General features: G+C 69.3%; 15 protein-coding genes, 1 pseudogene and 1 riboswitch. Of the genes and pseudogenes, 6 read left to right on the top strand and 10 right to left on the bottom strand.

Annotated elements, in window-relative coordinates:
* From tilS to dacB, 3 genes are read right to left on the bottom strand one after another with little or no spacing between them, the layout of a single operon-like run.
* Entirely contained in the window at nt 1-981 is a 981-nt protein-coding gene (tilS, locus tag I1A62_RS31315; protein WP_219456149.1) for a tRNA lysidine(34) synthetase TilS, read from the bottom strand.
* Between the two features lie 19 nt (nt 982-1,000).
* Nucleotides 1,001-2,047 carry a zinc-dependent metalloprotease gene (locus I1A62_RS31310; protein ID WP_219456148.1) on the bottom strand — a complete coding sequence of 349 codons (1,047 nt, stop codon included), beginning with the start codon at nt 2,045-2,047 and terminating at the stop codon, nt 1,001-1,003.
* On the bottom strand, nt 2,047-3,432 hold the full coding sequence (gene dacB / locus I1A62_RS31305; protein WP_124391787.1) for a D-alanyl-D-alanine carboxypeptidase/D-alanyl-D-alanine-endopeptidase: 1,386 nt from the start codon (nt 3,430-3,432) through the stop codon (nt 2,047-2,049). The genes I1A62_RS31310 and dacB overlap by 1 nt, the downstream gene beginning before the upstream one ends.
* A gap of 131 nt (nt 3,433-3,563) precedes the next feature.
* Here dacB and I1A62_RS31300 point away from each other — a divergent pair, with 131 nt between their 5' ends.
* Entirely contained in the window at nt 3,564-4,055 is a 492-nt protein-coding gene (locus tag I1A62_RS31300; RefSeq protein WP_124391753.1) for an inorganic diphosphatase, read from the top strand.
* An 87-nt stretch (nt 4,056-4,142) separates the two neighbouring features.
* On the opposite strand, the gene I1A62_RS31295 is transcribed toward I1A62_RS31300, so the two are convergent.
* Nucleotides 4,143-5,801 (bottom strand): MDR family MFS transporter, encoded by a 1,659-nt coding sequence (locus I1A62_RS31295; protein ID WP_124391754.1) that lies wholly within the window; start codon nt 5,799-5,801, stop codon nt 4,143-4,145.
* 125 nt (nt 5,802-5,926) lie between these two features.
* Nucleotides 5,927-6,757, bottom strand: coding sequence for a crotonase/enoyl-CoA hydratase family protein (locus I1A62_RS31290; RefSeq protein ID WP_219456146.1), 831 nt, complete (start codon nt 6,755-6,757; stop codon nt 5,927-5,929).
* Nucleotides 6,758-6,839: 82 nt separating this feature from the next.
* On the opposite strand from I1A62_RS31290, the gene I1A62_RS31285 reads away from it, so the two are divergent.
* Both I1A62_RS31285 and I1A62_RS31280 read left to right on the top strand, forming a co-directional pair.
* Nucleotides 6,840-8,159, top strand: a complete 1,320-nt coding sequence (locus I1A62_RS31285) for a monooxygenase (RefSeq protein WP_219456144.1) — start codon at nt 6,840-6,842, stop codon at nt 8,157-8,159.
* 75 nt (nt 8,160-8,234) lie between these two features.
* On the top strand, nt 8,235-9,302 hold the full coding sequence (locus tag I1A62_RS31280) for an alpha/beta fold hydrolase (RefSeq protein WP_219456142.1): 1,068 nt from the start codon (nt 8,235-8,237) through the stop codon (nt 9,300-9,302).
* Nucleotides 9,303-9,327: 25 nt separating this feature from the next.
* On the opposite strand, the gene I1A62_RS31275 is transcribed toward I1A62_RS31280, so the two are convergent.
* Nucleotides 9,328-9,906 carry a TetR/AcrR family transcriptional regulator gene (locus tag I1A62_RS31275; protein ID WP_206011678.1) on the bottom strand — a complete coding sequence of 193 codons (579 nt, stop codon included), beginning with the start codon at nt 9,904-9,906 and terminating at the stop codon, nt 9,328-9,330.
* A gap of 124 nt (nt 9,907-10,030) precedes the next feature.
* Between I1A62_RS31275 and I1A62_RS31270 the strand changes: the two genes are divergently transcribed.
* From I1A62_RS31270 to I1A62_RS31260, 3 genes are all read left to right on the top strand, one after another.
* Nucleotides 10,031-11,122, top strand: coding sequence for a hypothetical protein (locus I1A62_RS31270; protein ID WP_219456141.1), 1,092 nt, complete (start codon nt 10,031-10,033; stop codon nt 11,120-11,122).
* Nucleotides 11,123-11,156: 34 nt separating this feature from the next.
* The gene (locus tag I1A62_RS31265; protein WP_072947342.1) at nt 11,157-11,630 is read left to right on the top strand and encodes a YbaK/EbsC family protein; all 474 of its coding nucleotides are present in this window, start codon (nt 11,157-11,159) and stop codon (nt 11,628-11,630) included.
* Between the two features lie 66 nt (nt 11,631-11,696).
* The gene (locus I1A62_RS31260) at nt 11,697-12,335 is read left to right on the top strand and encodes a flavin reductase family protein (RefSeq protein WP_219456139.1); all 639 of its coding nucleotides are present in this window, start codon (nt 11,697-11,699) and stop codon (nt 12,333-12,335) included.
* A 6-nt stretch (nt 12,336-12,341) separates the two neighbouring features.
* On the opposite strand, the gene I1A62_RS31255 is transcribed toward I1A62_RS31260, so the two are convergent.
* The 4 genes and pseudogenes from I1A62_RS31255 to I1A62_RS31245 all read right to left on the bottom strand — a co-directional run bounded on the left by I1A62_RS31255 (nt 12,342) and on the right by I1A62_RS31245 (nt 15,217).
* Entirely contained in the window at nt 12,342-12,968 is a 627-nt protein-coding gene (locus I1A62_RS31255) for a hypothetical protein (protein WP_124391760.1), read from the bottom strand.
* A gap of 55 nt (nt 12,969-13,023) precedes the next feature.
* Entirely contained in the window at nt 13,024-13,092 is a 69-nt protein-coding gene (locus I1A62_RS47305) for a putative leader peptide (RefSeq protein ID WP_369325290.1), read from the bottom strand.
* 28 nt (nt 13,093-13,120) lie between these two features.
* Nucleotides 13,121-14,416 carry an aminotransferase class V-fold PLP-dependent enzyme gene (locus tag I1A62_RS31250; RefSeq protein ID WP_124391761.1) on the bottom strand — a complete coding sequence of 432 codons (1,296 nt, stop codon included), beginning with the start codon at nt 14,414-14,416 and terminating at the stop codon, nt 13,121-13,123.
* 51 nt (nt 14,417-14,467) lie between these two features.
* A riboswitch (SAM riboswitch) is annotated at nt 14,468-14,583 on the bottom strand.
* A 79-nt stretch (nt 14,584-14,662) separates the two neighbouring features.
* Nucleotides 14,663-15,217, bottom strand: a pseudogene (locus I1A62_RS31245) (MlaD family protein).
* Nucleotides 15,218-15,281 lie beyond the last annotated feature (64 nt).

Here is a 15,281-nt window from a genome sequence, read left to right as displayed (position 1 = left end):
TCAAACCCTTCGTCGGTCGTCCAATCCGACGTTCAGCCTGCCACGTCGCCGTCGGACCACCAACCTCGCGTCCGGTGTTCCGCCCCCGACCGCCACCTGTCCCTGCCCCCGCCATCGGGCGACGAGGTCGTCCACGGCCCGCAACTGGGTGTCTCCGAGACCGCGTGCACCGGCCGCGAGCAGCCAGCTGCGCAGGACCCGCCTGCGGACGGGCGGCGCCGACAGGGCGAGGAGCGCCGCGTCGATTTCGCCGTCCACCACGACTTTCGCTTCGGCGTCGGCGGCCACCGCGTCGAGGACAGCTCCCTCCTCGCGCAGGTGTTCCCCGGTGCGGGCGAGGGCCCCGGCGACGCCGCCGCCGAGGACGTCCTCCAGCAGCGGCAGTACCTCGGTGCGCAGCCGCACCCGCACGAAGTCGGGTGAGCTGTTGTGCGGATCCTCGTGCGGGCTCAGGCCCAGTTCCGCGCAGGTCTGCCGGGTCATCGCGCGGCGCACGTCCAGCAGCGGCCTGCCCCACGGGCTGTCGTAGGGGCTCATCCCCCAGATGGATCGACCACCCGAACCGCGCGACAGCCCCAGCAACACCGTTTCGGCCTGATCGTCGAGGGTGTGCCCCAGCAGCACCGGGCGGGTTCCGCGCGCCGAGTCGAGGGCCCGGTAGCGGGCCTGCCGGGCGGCGGCCTCCAGCCCGCCGGATCCGGTGACGTCGACGGGAAGCACCTCGGCGGACGCGCAGCCGAGATCCCGGGCGCGCGCTGCCGCCTCGTCGGCGACGTCGGCCGACCCCGGCTGCAGTCGGTGATCGACGACGAGGGCGACAACCGAACGGGCCTCGGCGGCGGCCGCCGCGGTCAGGGCCAGCGAATCGGCGCCGCCCGACAGCCCGACCGCGACGTCGCCGTCCGGGGCGTGTGCCGCGATCCAGCGCCGCACGGCGTGACGAACCTCGAGGATCGCCGGCTCCTCGGGAAGCACTGTCACCGGCTCAGTCCTTCGCGAATCAGCCCAGCACCCGGGACACCCAGGCGTCCGGTGCGTCGATCTCCGCGAGCCGGGGCAACGTGTCGGGGCCGGTCCACACGACGTTGAACCGGTCCATCCCGACCTTGTCCACGACGGCGTCGACGAACGCCTTGCCGCGCACGTACTGCGCCATCTTCGCGTCCATCCCGAGCAGCGCCCGGATGAGGCGCTGCACCGGGTTGCTCTTGCGGCGGCGCCGGCTGTCGAAGGCCGCGCGGATGGCGGCCACCGACGGCACGACCGCGGGACCGACCGCGTCCATCACGTGGTCCGCGTGTCCCTCGAGGAGGGTGCCGAGCACCAGCAGGCGATCAAGCGCGTCACGCTGCGGCTCGGCCTGGGTCGCGCGCAGGAGTCCGACGATGCCGCCCGGTGCACCCGACTCGTCGGGTTCCGTACGTCCACGGTCGCGCAGCGCGGAGGACAGCCGGCCGACCATGTCGGTGATCGACTCGTCCTCGGCGGATCCGAGGGTCTCCACCGACTCCTGCATGTACCCGGTCAGCCACGGCGACGACGAGAACTGCACCCGGTGCGTCACCTCGTGCAGGCACACCCAGAGCCGGAAGTCGCTGGGCTGCACCCGCAGTGTGCGCTCGACGGACACCACGTTGGGCGCGACGAGCAGCAGGGTTCCGTTGTCGCCGGTGAACGGGTCGTACTGGCCGAGGATCGCCGACGACAGGTAAGCGAGCATCGCCCCGGCCTGAATGCCCGCCGGCTTGCCGAGCAGCATGCCGGGGGCGGCGTCGCCGCCGGTGAGTTGCGACATCGAATGCGCGGCGGCGTGGATCCACCCCGCCCGGTCGAGGATCTGGGCGGTGGGCACCGGCAGTCCGTCGGCGAGGCCGGTGACTTCCCGGACGGGCAGTTCCGCGCGCATCGACGCGTCGGCCAGTTCCGCGACCACGGTTTCGGCCGTGTACCGCGACGTGGCGGGCCCGCTGCGCGCCAGCCTCACCCCCGTCCTGGCTGCGAGTTTCCAGTCGACGGCACCGCTGAAGGCGTTTCCTTCGGCGGCCATCATTGGCACCCGCACGTGCGGAGCGCGGCCGCCAGTGCGTCGAGGGCGGGACGGCTGACCTCCGGTGGGCGGTCGTTGGACATCAGCGCGAACGTGAGGACGCGACCGTTCTGGTCCACCACGTAGCCGGCGAGGGCGCTGGCCGTGGACAGGGTGCCGGTCTTCGCGCGCACCCATCCGGCGCCGGTGCGGTTACCCGACGCGTACCGGTCCGACAGGCTGCCCGTGGCGCCGGCCACCGGCAGGTAGTCGAGCATCGGCCGCAGGGCGGGATTCCCCTCCCCGGCGGCGGCCGTCAGGACCTGGTCGAGGGTGTGCGGTGCGATGCGGTCGTCGACGGACAGCCCGCTCGCGTCGTGCAGTGTGAGCCCCGACAGATCGAATCCGGCGCCGGTCAGGGTCTGGCCGATGGTCGCGACGGCGCCCGCGAACGATGCTTCCGCGCCGGCATTCATGGCAACCTCCCGCCCGATCGCTTCGGCAAGCACATTGTCCGAGTGTTCCATCATCTGCCGCAACCGGTCGCGCAGCGGCGCGGACTGCACACTCGCGACGGTAGCGGCGCCGGGTGCCGCGACCCCCGACGCGACCGCCGACGGGTCGACGCCGAGCGCACCGGCCAGCGTCCGCCCGGCGTCGAGCGCGGGCGTCGAACTGCGCGGCGACTCGTCCACGAGCGGGTCGGCGCGTCCGCCGTCGATCATGATCGGCTCGGTGGGGGTGATGAATCCGGCACCGACATCGGTCGGGAACCACCCCTGCGCCATGGTGTCGCCCGAGTAGATGCTCGTGTCGACCACGATGCGCGTCACCTGGATGCCCGCATTGCGGATCTGATCGACCAGTTGCGAGACGTGCGCCGCACCCGGGTAGTAGCCGTTCTCCCCGACCGGCTTCGCGGTGAGAGTGGGATCACCACCGGCGACGAGGACGATCTCCCCGGGAGCCGCCCCCTGAACCACGTTCGTCGTGACGCGGTGGTCGGACGGCAACGACAGCAGCGCGGATCCCGCGGTGAGGACCTTGGTGGTGGAGGCAGGCGTCATCGGGGTCTGCGGGTTCACGCTCCACAGCACCTGACCGGTCACGGCGTCGGCGACCGTTCCACTGAACTTGCCGAGGTCCGGGTTGGCGGCGGCCGGACCGACCGCCGCGGCGATCCCCTGCGCGCTCGGCATCGGCGCGTCGTCCGGGACCGGCGTGACCTGCGGGGCCGCGATGATCGGTGCCGGTTCGGGGGCAATCGTCAGTTCGCCGCGCCCCGCCGACGCGTTGTGCGCGCCCACCGCGACCACCAGCACGGCGGCCATCGCGAGCACCACGACGACGACCGACGCGAACAGAATTCGCATGTTCCGACGGTGGCGTCCCGCCAACGAGCCCATCTTCTTCTTTCCCTGGCCCGGCAACGCGCCTCCGTCTTCACTGTGATTCGTGGGTGGTCAGACAACCAACCTTATCCTCGACCCGATATCCTCTCCCCGAATCATCATCGACATGACAGCGAGGAATCGGCGTGGAGTTCGACGTCACCATCGAGATCCCCAAGGGTCAGCGAAACAAGTACGAGGTCGACCACGTGACCGGTCGCGTGAAGCTGGACCGCTACCTGTACACCGCGTTCGGCTACCCGGCCGACTACGGCTTCATCGAGAACACCCTCGGCGAGGACGGCGACCCGCTGGACGCGCTGGTCCTGCTCCCCGAGTCGGTGTTCCCCGGCGTCATCGTCGAGGCACGCCCCGTGGGCATGTTCAAGATGGTCGACGAGGCCGGCGGCGACGACAAGGTGCTGTGCGTGCCTGCCGGCGACCCGCGCTGGGACCACATCCAGGACATCGGCGACGTCCCGCAGTTCGAATTGGATGCCATCAAGCACTTCTTCGTCCACTACAAGGACCTCGAGCCGGGCAAGCACGTCGAGGGCGCCGACTGGGTCGGGCTCGCCGAGGCGAAGGCCGAAGTCGAGGCGTCGATCAAGCGTCTGAAGGACAACGGCGGGCACTGAGCCGGCGGCGATCGTCTGGCACTGAGCCTGACGTTCAGGCGGCGTCCAGTTCCCCGGCTATCGGGTGGGCTGGGCGCCGTTGCCGTCTCACTCCCCCGCGTCGCCCCGGGCCGCGGCCTGGAGTCCGGACTCGCTGCGGAGGGGTACCTCCTTCCACAGCACGGTGAGGACGAAGGCGACGACGGCGAGCATCGACACGGTGAGGAAGACGGATCCGATGGCGTCGGCGAATCCTTCCCGGAAGGGCAGGGCGAGCACGTCGTCGAGTCTTCCGATCACCGAACTGTCCGTGAGGACGCCGCTGACGCCCGCGTGGTCGGGGCTGAGCATTCCCTGACCCATGGCGGCCTCGGCGGGGTCGTTGCTCTGCGCGGCGGCGACCACTGCCCGCCGGAAGTCGGACGTGCCCGCTGCGGCCGTCACCCGCTCGCCGATGGCCGGGGTGAGGCGGGAGAAGAGGATCGACAGGAAGATCGCGACGCCTGCGGTGCCGCCGATCTGCCGGAAGAAGGTGGCCGCTCCGGTCGACACTCCCATGTCCTGCGGGGGCAGGGCGTTCTGGATGGCGAGGGTGAGCGGCTGCATCAGGTTTCCCAGACCGAGTCCCAGGATCAGCATGAAGGCCATCACGACGGGCATCGGAGTGTCGGCTGCCAGCGTGTGCAGCAGGAACGCGCCGACCGCGATGAGGGCGGTCCCCAGGATCGGGAAGTACCGGTATCGCCCTGTCCGCGAAATCATCTGACCACTGACCACCGAGCCGGCCATGAGGCCGAGGACCATCGGCAGGATCTGGAATCCGGCGAGGGTGGGGCTCGAGCCCTTCACTACCTGCAGGTACTGGGGCAGGAGGCTGATGCCGCCGAACATGACGGCGCCCACGACGAGGCTGATGACGACGCCGAGCGCGAACGTGCTGTTGCGGAAGAAGCGCATCGGGATGAGCGCGTCGTCTTTCATCGCGAGTTCCACGAGCACGAAGGCGAGCACGCCGAGGACGCCGATCACGTAGCACGCCAACGACTTCGAGTCGTCCCATCCCCAGGTGTGCCCCTGTTCGGCGACGATGAGCAACGGCACGACACCCACGGCGAGGGCGATCGCGCCCCACCAGTCGATCCGCCGGCTCCCGCCCGATCGTCGAGGGAGGTGCAGCACGCGAGAGACGACGGTGAGCGCGACCAGACCGACGGGCACGTTGACCAGGAAAACCCAACGCCAGCCGTCGATTCCGAGAATCGAGTCCTGCCCGGCGAACAGTCCGCCGAGGACCGGCCCGAGCACGCTGGACGTGCCGAACACGGCCAGGAAGTAGCCCTGATATTTGGCGCGCTCACGCGGGGAGACGATGTCGCCGATGATGGTGAGCGCCAACGAGAACAGGCCGCCGGCACCGAGTCCCTGCACCGCGCGGAAGGCCGCGAGCATGTACATCGACGTCGAGAACGTGCACAGGACCGAGCCGATGACGAACACCGTGATGGCGAACATGAAGAACGGTTTGCGGCCGTAGATGTCGGACAGTTTGCCGTAGAGCGGCGTCGCCAGGGTCGCGGTGACGAGGTAGGCGGTGGTGGCCCACGCCTGCAGCGAGTAGCCGTCGAGGTCGTCGGCGATGGTGCGGATCGCCGTCGCCACGATCGTCTGATCGAGCGCAGCGAGGAACATGCCGAGCATCAATCCGCTGAGTACAGCCAGGATCTGCCGGTGGGTGTAGGCCACCGGCGTTTCGACCGAATTCGACACTGTTTCCTCGCTGCGCTGGTCGTTTACTTGTAGTCGGCAAGTATGCGAGCGCATCGAGGATTCGGGCAACTGATGAACTGGGCTTTACCTGCGGATAAGCGTCCAGCCTCGACAGTGCGGACGGATTACTCGCCCTTGAACTCGGGGGTGCGCTTCTCGAAGACGGCGGTGATCGCCTCGGTCAGGTCCTGCGACGGCAGGAACGCGGCATTCCACGCGGCGACGTAGCGCAGGCTGTCGCCGACGGCGGCCGCACGGGAGTGGTCGAGGACGTCCTTGATGCCGTGCACGACGAGCGGCGGGTTCGCCGCGATCTCGCCCGCGGTGGCGTGCGCGGCCGCGAGGACGGCGTCGGCATCGGCGTAGACACCGTTGACGAGACCGATCTTCTCCGCGCGACCCGCGCCGATGTCCTTGCCGGTGAGTGCGAGTTCCCGCAAATGTCCGTCGCCGATGATGGCGGGCAGCCGGGCGAAGCTGCCCATGTCGGCGACGATCGCGACCTTCACCTCACGGATGCTGAACTGGGCGTCCTCGCTGGCGTACCGGATGTCGCACGCGGAGATGAGGTCGACGCCGCCGCCGATGCACCAGCCCTGGATGGCCGCGACCACCGGCTTGCGGCAGTCGGCGACCGCGTTGATGCCGGACTGCATCCGCTTGATCATGTCGTGGAACGCGGTGCGCGGGCCTGCCTGCGCCTTGTCCGCGAGGACGGAACCGAAGCTGCCGCTCATGGCGGGCAGGTCGAGGCCGAAGGAGAAGTTCTTGCCCGAGCCGGCGATCACCACGGCCCGCACGTCGGGATCGGAGTCGAGTTCACCGAAGATCTCGGGGAGTTCGCTCCAGAAATCCGGCCCCATCGCGTTGCCCTTGCCGGGTCCGGTGAGTGTCACCTGCGCGACGTGATCCTTGCGCTCGACGGTGAACGCATTCCAGGTCTTCTGTTCGGTCATTACTCGAGAGTAACCTCCGCTCGCCGGTGTCCGGCGAAATACCCTGGAGGTCTCTGCACCGTCTTGCGAACGGACAGCCGCGATGACGCACCGGACAGCCCCGGGTGGCGACGCCGTGGTCGTCGGCGCCGGAATGGGCGGTCTGCTGGCCGCGGCGGCGCTCGGCAGCACGTTCCGGAACGTCGTCGTCCTCGACCGCGACGTCCTGCCCGACGAGGCCACGGCGCGCCGGTGCGTGCCGCAGGCCCGGCACGTGCACGCCCTCCTCGCCGGTGGGCAGGCCGCGATGGAGGACCTCCTGCCGGGTCTCGTGCCCGAACTCCTGGCCCTCGGAGCCACCGCGGGCGACGCGCTCGGCGACATCCGGTGGATCGTCGACGGGCACCGGATGGCCCGCGCGACCAGCGGGGTTCCCGGCATTCTCGCGAGCAGGCCGCTGGTCGAGTGGCAGGTGCGGCGGCGGGTCCGGGCCCTGCCGAACGTGCGGATCCTGGACCGTTCCGACGTCACGGGTCTCGTCCTGGACGGCGGGGAAGTGACCGGCGTGACCGTGCAGCACCGGGGCGGCGTCGCACCGGAGGTCGTCGGGGCCGATCTCCTCGTGGATTCGTCGGGGCGCAGTTCGCAGAGTGTCGCCCGGCTCGGCGCGCTGGGATTTTCGCCGCCGTCCGAGTCGCAGGTGGCCGTGGACGTCAGCTACGCGACGAGGCACTTCCGGCTCGACCCGCCGCACCTGGACGGCGATTCCGGCATCGGGATGGCGCCGGGACCGTCGAGTCCGCGCAGCGGATTCATGGGCGTGCAGGAGAACGGCGCGTGGATCGTCACGCTCGCCGGGTACGGCGACGACGTGCCGCCGCTGGATCCGGGCGGGTTCCTCGACTTCGTGAAGTCGTTCCCGGCTCCGGACATGTACGACGCACTGCGCACGGCCGAACCGGTGGACGACGGCGTGCGCTACCGGATCCCGACGACCGTCCGGCGGCACTATTCGGCGGACGATCTGCCGTCGAATTATCTGCCGTTCGCGGACGCCATCTGCTCGTTCAATCCCATCTACGGCCAGGGGATGAGCGTCGCCGCAGTGGAGGCGACGATCCTGCGGGACTGCTTGCGGTCGGGTCGGACGCATCTCGCTCGCCGGTTCCTGCGCGGGGCGAACCGGTGCATCGATGCCGCGTGGAATCTCACCGTCGACAACGACCTCCGGATCCCGGCCGTGCCGGGACGACGGTCGGCGCGGGTGCGGTTCGCCAATGCCTATGCGTCCCGACTCGACCGGGCCGCATCCGTGGACCCGGCCGTCGGGGCCGCTTTCCTCCGGGTGACGCATCTCCTCGACCGTCCGGGGACGCTGCTCCGACCGGCGACGGTGCTGCGGGTTCTGCTCGCCTCCCGCTGACGGACCACCGCAGGATTACCTGTATGTTGACGTCACAGATACCTGAAGGCTCTGCGCCGCCACGAGAGGAAATCCGTGCTCGACATCGCCTGGAACCCGACGCTGAACACGCTGACCCGCAACGCTTGGCGACTGTCCTTCGGCGGCGGCATCGCGCCGGTCCAGCGCACCCCGTCGACCCTCATCCAGGAGGCACCCCATCAGGACCTGTACCGGTTCGACGGTTCCGACACCGACGACGACCGGCCCATTCTCCTCGTGCCGCCGCTCGCCGCGCCCGCGCACTGCTTCGACCTCCGGCCGGGCCAGAGCCTGGCCGCGCACCTGGTCGGGTCGGGCAAGGCCACGTATCTCGTCGACTACGGAACGATGGGCTACGCCGACCGCGGCCTCGGATTCGAGGACTGGGTGGACGACTTCATCCCGGCCGCCGTCGACCGCGTGTCCCGGCTCCACGACGGCGCACCCGTCGACCTGATCGGCTGGAGTCTCGGCGGAACCATGTCGCTACTCACGGCCGCAGGCCGGGGAGATCTGCCGATCGGTTCGGTGACGGCGATCGGCACGCCGATCGACTACGAGTCGGTGACCATGATCGCGCCGTTGCGGGCCGTCGGCCGGTTCACCGGCGACCGTCCCCTCACCACCGCCACGGGCGCGATGGGCGGACTGCCCGCGCCGCTGGTCCAGGCCAGCTACCGTTTCACCGCACTCCAGCGGGAGATCACCAAGCCCTGGTTCATCGCGCGGAACCTGCACGACACCGAGACCCTGGCCCGCATGGAGTCCATCGACCGGTTCATGGCCGACATGCCCGGGTACCCCGCACGCTTCTTCCGCCAGGTCTGCACTCAGCTGATCCTCGGGAACGCGCTCGCCGAGGGGAGCTTCGAGACCAGGAACGGCGCGATCACTCTCGCCGATCTGACGGTCCCGGTCCTCGCGATCGGCGGCACCGAGGATGTCATCGCCCCGATCCCGTCGGTCCGGGCGGCGACGGACGTGCTCACCGGGTCACCGTCGGTGCGGTTCGAGTCCGCGCCGGGCAGCCACCTGGGACTCGTCGCGGGCCCGAAGGCCAAGGACTCCACGTGGGCACACATCGACGGCTTCCTCGACGGGGTCGTCGCACAAACCGCCTGACATCACACCAGCCCGGCCCGCGCGGTTACACGAGCCCGGCCCGGGCGACGGCACCGGCGAACAACGCGGTGACCGCGGCGCCCATCGTCGGCTGGTCCACTTCCTCCGGGTCGACGGAGTGTTCGAGCACGAGGCCGGAGATGAGGGCCATCAGCGAGATGGCCGTGGTGCGGACGTCGAACGTGTCGTCGACTCCCCACTCCCGCGCGCGCTCGCCGATCAACTCGACGAGCCGTCCCCGCAGTTGCCGCCGTTCCCGCAGGTAGGCCTGCGCGATCTGCGGGTCGCGGGCGGCGAGCACACCGAATTCGAGTACGAGCAGCGACCAGCCCGGCTCGCGCACCATCCACGACGCGACGGCCTCGCCGCCCTTGCCAGCGGCGTCCGTGGGGTTCATGCCGGCGATCTCGGCGAGCACCCGTCCCGCCAGTTCGAGTGAGCGCGCCGCGAAGAGTTCAGCGAACATGTCCTGTTTCGACTCGAAGTTCGAGTAGACCGCGCCCTTGGTGAACCCGGCCCGGCGCGCGACCTCGGCGAGCCGGGCCGCACTGAAGCCGCGTTCCGCGAATTCCTCCGCCGCCGCGTCGAGGAGGCGCTGTCGCACGACGTCGCGACCGGGACGCGTCGTCGGCGCCAATTCGGTGTGACGACTGTCCGGTTGACGTTCTTCAGCCACGATACCTAGGGTATTCAATACCCACGGTATCGACAAGGATCGAGGACGTCCGATGACCACCACCGCCAGCGAAACCACCACCCCGGCTCCCGCGCATCACGACAGTCCGGTGTCGAAGAACGGCGCGCCCAAGGTGATGACCGCGCTGGTCTTCGGCGTTCTCCTCCTCCAACTCGGCTTCATCCTCAGCTACGTCGCCGCGTTCCATCAGCCCACGCCCCGCAACATCGAGGTCGGTGTCGTCGCCGCGGCGGGGCTGCCTGCCGGGACGGACCAGCAGGTCGCCGACCGGCTCGACGCGATCGACGGCAGCCCGCTCCGCACACGCGTCGTCTCGGACACCGCGGAAGCCCGCCGCCTCCTCCACGACCGTGAGATCCAGGGCGCGTTCGTCGTGAATCCCGTCGGCCCCGACACCCTGATCACGGCGAGCGCGGGCGGCAGTTCCATCGCCAGCGCGCTCGAATCGGTCTTCACCCAGGTGGAGAACAGTCAGGGTCGCGAGTTCACGGTTCGCGACGAGATTCCCGTCGGCGCGCACGACAACCGCGGCCTGTCCGGTTTCTATCTAGCGGTCGGGTGGGTGGTCGGCGGCTACCTGCTCGCGGCGGCGATCGGCCTGTTCATCGGTGCCCCGCGGACGTTGCGTCAGGCGTCGGCGCACACGGCCGTCCTGTTCGGATACGCCCTGCTCTCGGGCGCTCTCGGCGCCCTGATCACGACGCACGTGCTCGGCACGTTCGCGGGCCACTGGTTCCCGCTGTGGCTCCTCGGGGCCGGTGTCGTCTTCGGCACGGCCGTGTTCACGCTCGGTCTGCGCGCCTCGGTCGGCATCCTCGCGGTGCCGCTCGCGATCGCCGTCTTCGTCATCCTGGGTAACCCCAGTGCAGGCGGGGCATTCGGTTCGAACGTCATCCCCACGTTCTACGCGGCCATCGGACGCTGGATCACTCCCGGCGCGGGTACCGAGGGAATCCGCAGCATCGTGTACTTCGACGACGTGGGGCTGGGACAGCCCGCGCTCGCCCTCGCGCTGTACTCCGCGGTCGGGCTGGGACTGCTGTTCGGGTTCACCGCCCGGCGCCTCCGGAAGCTGGAATCGACTACGCCCCGTTCCGATGTCGTGTCGGAAGACGCTTCTTGATGTCGTTCCAGGGGAATGGACCTACTCTTGGTTCATGCCGACGCCCCTGCACCCCCACGCCGCGCATGTCGCCGAGACTCTGATCGCGCGAGGGCACCATGGGGTGATCGTGACCCAGCCCGACTCCACCCACACCGCGGCCGAGGCGGCGGAGTCCCTGGGGGTCGATGTCGGCGCCATCACCAAGTCGCTGGTGTTCCTCCTCGACGACGACCCGATCCTGCTCCTCGTGTCGGGGGCGCACGAGGTGGATCTGGCGAACACGGGCAAACGCCTGCAGGGAAATCTGACCCAGGCGCCTCTCGACATGGTGCGGATCGCGACCGGGCAGCCGATCGGCGGTATCGCCCCGCTCGGACATCCCACGAACCTTCCGACCTACGTCGACAACGCCCTGTCGGAGTACGCGGAACTGTGGGCGGCCGCCGGTCACCCGGACACCGTCTTCCGCACGTCGTTCTCGGAGTTGGTCCGGATCACCGCGGGCCTGGCGATCGACGTCGACTGAATCCCGGGCGGTTCCCGCCCTTATAGTTGACGTCAGATCTCGTGAACGAGAATGGCGCGCGCGAGAATGACCGCGCTCGAGAATGACACAGTGCCCACACGGGCCGACCCGGAGAATGATTTGTCCGACAGAGCCGAGAACGCCGATACCGTCGATGGTTCGGACCTCCCCCGACACCCCGAACTCGCCCCCGGAATCTGCGCGGAGGATTACCGCGCAGCCCTGCGTCGTCACCCGGCGGGCGTCACCATCGTGACCCTCGACTCGGGATCGGGCCCGGTGGGCTTCACCGCATCCTCGTTTTCGTCCGTCTCGCTGGCCCCGCCGCTGGTGTCGTTCAACATCGCGAACACGTCGTCGAGCATCGATGCGCTCCACTCGGCGGGCTCGCTGGTGATCCACCTGCTCGGGGAGCACCAGCAGCACCTGGCTCAGCGCTTCTCACGGAGCGCGGACCAGCGGTTCTCGGACGAGTCGCTGTGGGCGCGGCTCGACACCGGCGAACCGGTGCTGCACGGAACTCCCAGCTGGATGCGGGTCGTCGTGGACCAGTTGATTCCGGTCGGCGACCACACGCTCGTCATCGGCCTCGTCACCCGCGTCCACGCCGAGGCCGACGACGATTCCGCGTCGGCTCCCCTGCTGTATCACGAGGGCCGGTACTACCGGCCCACTCCGCTGGGTTCAGCGAACAACGGCAACTGACCTGGGTCAGGACGCCAGCACCCGTTCGACGCGGGGGAGGTCGAAGCGGCGCAGCGCCTCGTCCACCGCGTCGGCGGACGTGACGAGACCGCGCTGCTCCAGCCACGGGAGGGTGCCGTCGACGAGTTGCTCGAGAACCCTGGGCAGCGACAGCGGGAGCAGGGTCACGCCGTCGGCGACGCCGGCCGCCTGGATGTCGGCGATGAGCCCGGCGAGGCCGACCGGAGTTCCGATGTACTGCAACGACACCGGTGTGCGCGGTGCGTCCAGCGCACTGTCGAGGAGGGCCAGTTCCTTGCGCGCGGCGCGGGCTTCTCCGGCGATGAGCACCTCGAGGTCCACCAGGACGGTGACGCTGTCGGGGTCGCGGCCATCGGCGACGATCTCGGCACGGATCCGAGCGCGCTCCTGCTGCGCCTCACGCAGATCAGCGGCCCGGATCCGGACGACGTTCGGCGGGAACGACGTGAGGTCGAGTTGATCCGTCGAGTCGGCGGTCAGGTCCACCCAGTAGTCGGCGCCGTTGATCGGCCGCGTGCCTGCGGCGCCCTCGGCGGCCGGGTGGTGTCCCGATCCGGTCAGTTCGACGGCGACGCGAAGGGGACGGGAAACGAAGGCATTGTCTCGAGACATAGGGGTTCCTCGGGAATGACGTGTGCGTGTGAATGAAACGGAACGGGAAGACCGGTCAGCTCGAACACATACCCGAGGCGGTTCGGCACAGATCCACATGCCGACGGCACCAGTGAGCAATCATTGTGCTCCCAGCCTGCGATGCCATGCCGTCATACTAGCGCGTCTCGCGAAAAACGGGTCTCGGGCACCGGATTCCACTGGCCGCTCTCCTTGGCGTAGGCCCAGTTCCGGCCTCCCGCCACCAGGGTGCGCACGGCGTCGACCAGCCGATCCACATCCTCGGAGCAGCTTCCGAGACCAACGCTCACCCGCACGGCGCCGTCGGGCCTGCCGAGGCGGCCCAGCAGCGGGTGTGCGCAGAAACGTCCGTCCCGAACTCCGATTCCGTGTTCGGCGGACAGGTAGGCGGCGATCTCCCCCGGCTCGAAACCGTCGATCGTGAACGTCACGATTCCCACGGTGTCGGGGGCGTCCGTCCACAGCCGTAGGAACTCCAGTCCGTCGACGGATCCGAGGCCGTCGAGGAGCCTGCCGGTGAGTGCCGCCTCGTGTTCAGCCACCGTGCCGAAGTCCAGTTCGGACAGCGCATCGCACGCGGCGGCGAGTGCCGCGGCGCCGAGCACGTTGGGGGTTCCCGCCTCGTGCCGGGCGGGGGCGGGCGCCCACTGGGTCGATTCGACGGTCACGTTCCGGACCGCGCCGCCGCCCGCGAGGTAGGGCTCGGCGGCGTCGAGCCAATCCCGGCGGCCCACGAGCACGCCGGCGCCGAACGGGGCGTACAGCTTGTGCCCGGAGAAGGCGAGGTAGTCGACACCCCACTCCTCGACATCGATGCGGCGGTGCGGCGCGAGCTGCGCGGCGTCGACGAGAATCCGTGCGCCGCAACGATGCGCCACCTCGGCGAGGGCGGCGATCGGCAGCACCTCACCGGTGACGTTGGAGGCACCCGTCACCGCGAGCAGGGCGGTGGGCTTGGAGCACAGTTCGGCGACGAGCAGCCGGACGGTCTCGGCCAGCGTGTCCGCCGCCCGCACGACACGAGAGTCCTTCCACGGCAGCAGGTTCGCGTGGTGTTCGATGTCGAGGACGACGGTGCTGCCGGGAACGCAATTGGCGAGCAGGTTCAGCGAGTCGGTGGTGTTGCGGGTGAACACCACCACCTGGTCGTCGCACGCTCCGACGAACCGGGCCACCGAATCGCGGGCCTTCTCGTAGCACTCGGTCGACACCCGCGAGGCGTAACCGGCACCGCGGTGCACGCTGGAGTACGTCGGAAGCAGGGCCCCGATACGGTCCGTCACCTGCGCCAACGCCGGCGCACTGGCCGCGTAGTCGAAGTTCACGTAGGTGCAGTCGCCGCCCTGAACGAGCGGAACCCGCAGGTCGGAACCCGAAACCTGAGCCAGGGGGGCAACACACACGTCAGCGGTCAATACAGCAGTCATCACGACATCCCTCGTAGTCAGGGACTCGTCGCAGGGTCGGTGCCCTCTCGGAGTCCGCGCTTGCCGGGTTCGGGTATGAACCTCAGCCTGGTCGTCACCCGGAGCACCCCGCCGCGGTGGAGGGTTGCCGACCAGCTAGCCGGGGCTTGACGCTGGTACTCGTGACCTGTTTCGAAGATTGCAGGATCGGCGCGCAGTTGTCAACCCGACACCGGGAGAGTCCGGGATCCGGGCTCGGCGCTCTCGTCAGTTGGGGGTGACTCCGAGCGGCGGAGCGAGCTGATTCGCAATCGGGTTGAGGTCCAGCTTGTTCGGGTCCTTCTTGGGCGGGGTCGCCGAACACGATCCGGTTCGCGCTGCGGACGCTGGTGAGACTGCCCTGCCGGGCCGCGCAGGTGGCGGCGGTGTTCTGCGGGAAGTCCTGCTGCGCGTCGTCGCAGTTCGGATCCTGGCGCTTCATCTCCTGGAGGATCGCCTGGGTGCCCTCGTACCCGACCCTTTCCGTCGAATGCCGCGCCGAGTTCCGTCACGATGGTGGGAGCGCGTCGACCGGTTCGCCACAACGGCTTTCGCGGACGCGGGAATGTCGGGCGCGCTCTTGTCGATCCTCGATTCGACGACGACGCCGTCCGCCGCAAGGGACATGTCCCCGACGCGGCCGACCGGCACGCCGCGGTAGGCGATTTCGGCGTTGGTGAAGATGCCGCCCGACGTCTCCAGTTCGAGGTTCACAGTGTATTCGCCGAAGCCGAGGAGGTTGTCGAGGCGCACGTAGTTGGCACCCACGTAGACGAGCCCCATGACGGCGACGAGTACGAAGCCGATCAGCTGCCACCGGATCACGAGACGGCTGGTGGCGGTGGCG

The organism is Rhodococcus sp. USK10, from assembly GCF_019378875.1.
Classification (GTDB): Bacteria; Actinomycetota; Actinomycetes; order Mycobacteriales; family Mycobacteriaceae; genus Rhodococcus_F; species Rhodococcus_F pseudokoreensis.
Note: the sequence above shows the minus strand (reverse complement) of the source record. Positions and strands in the feature narration are given on the sequence as shown.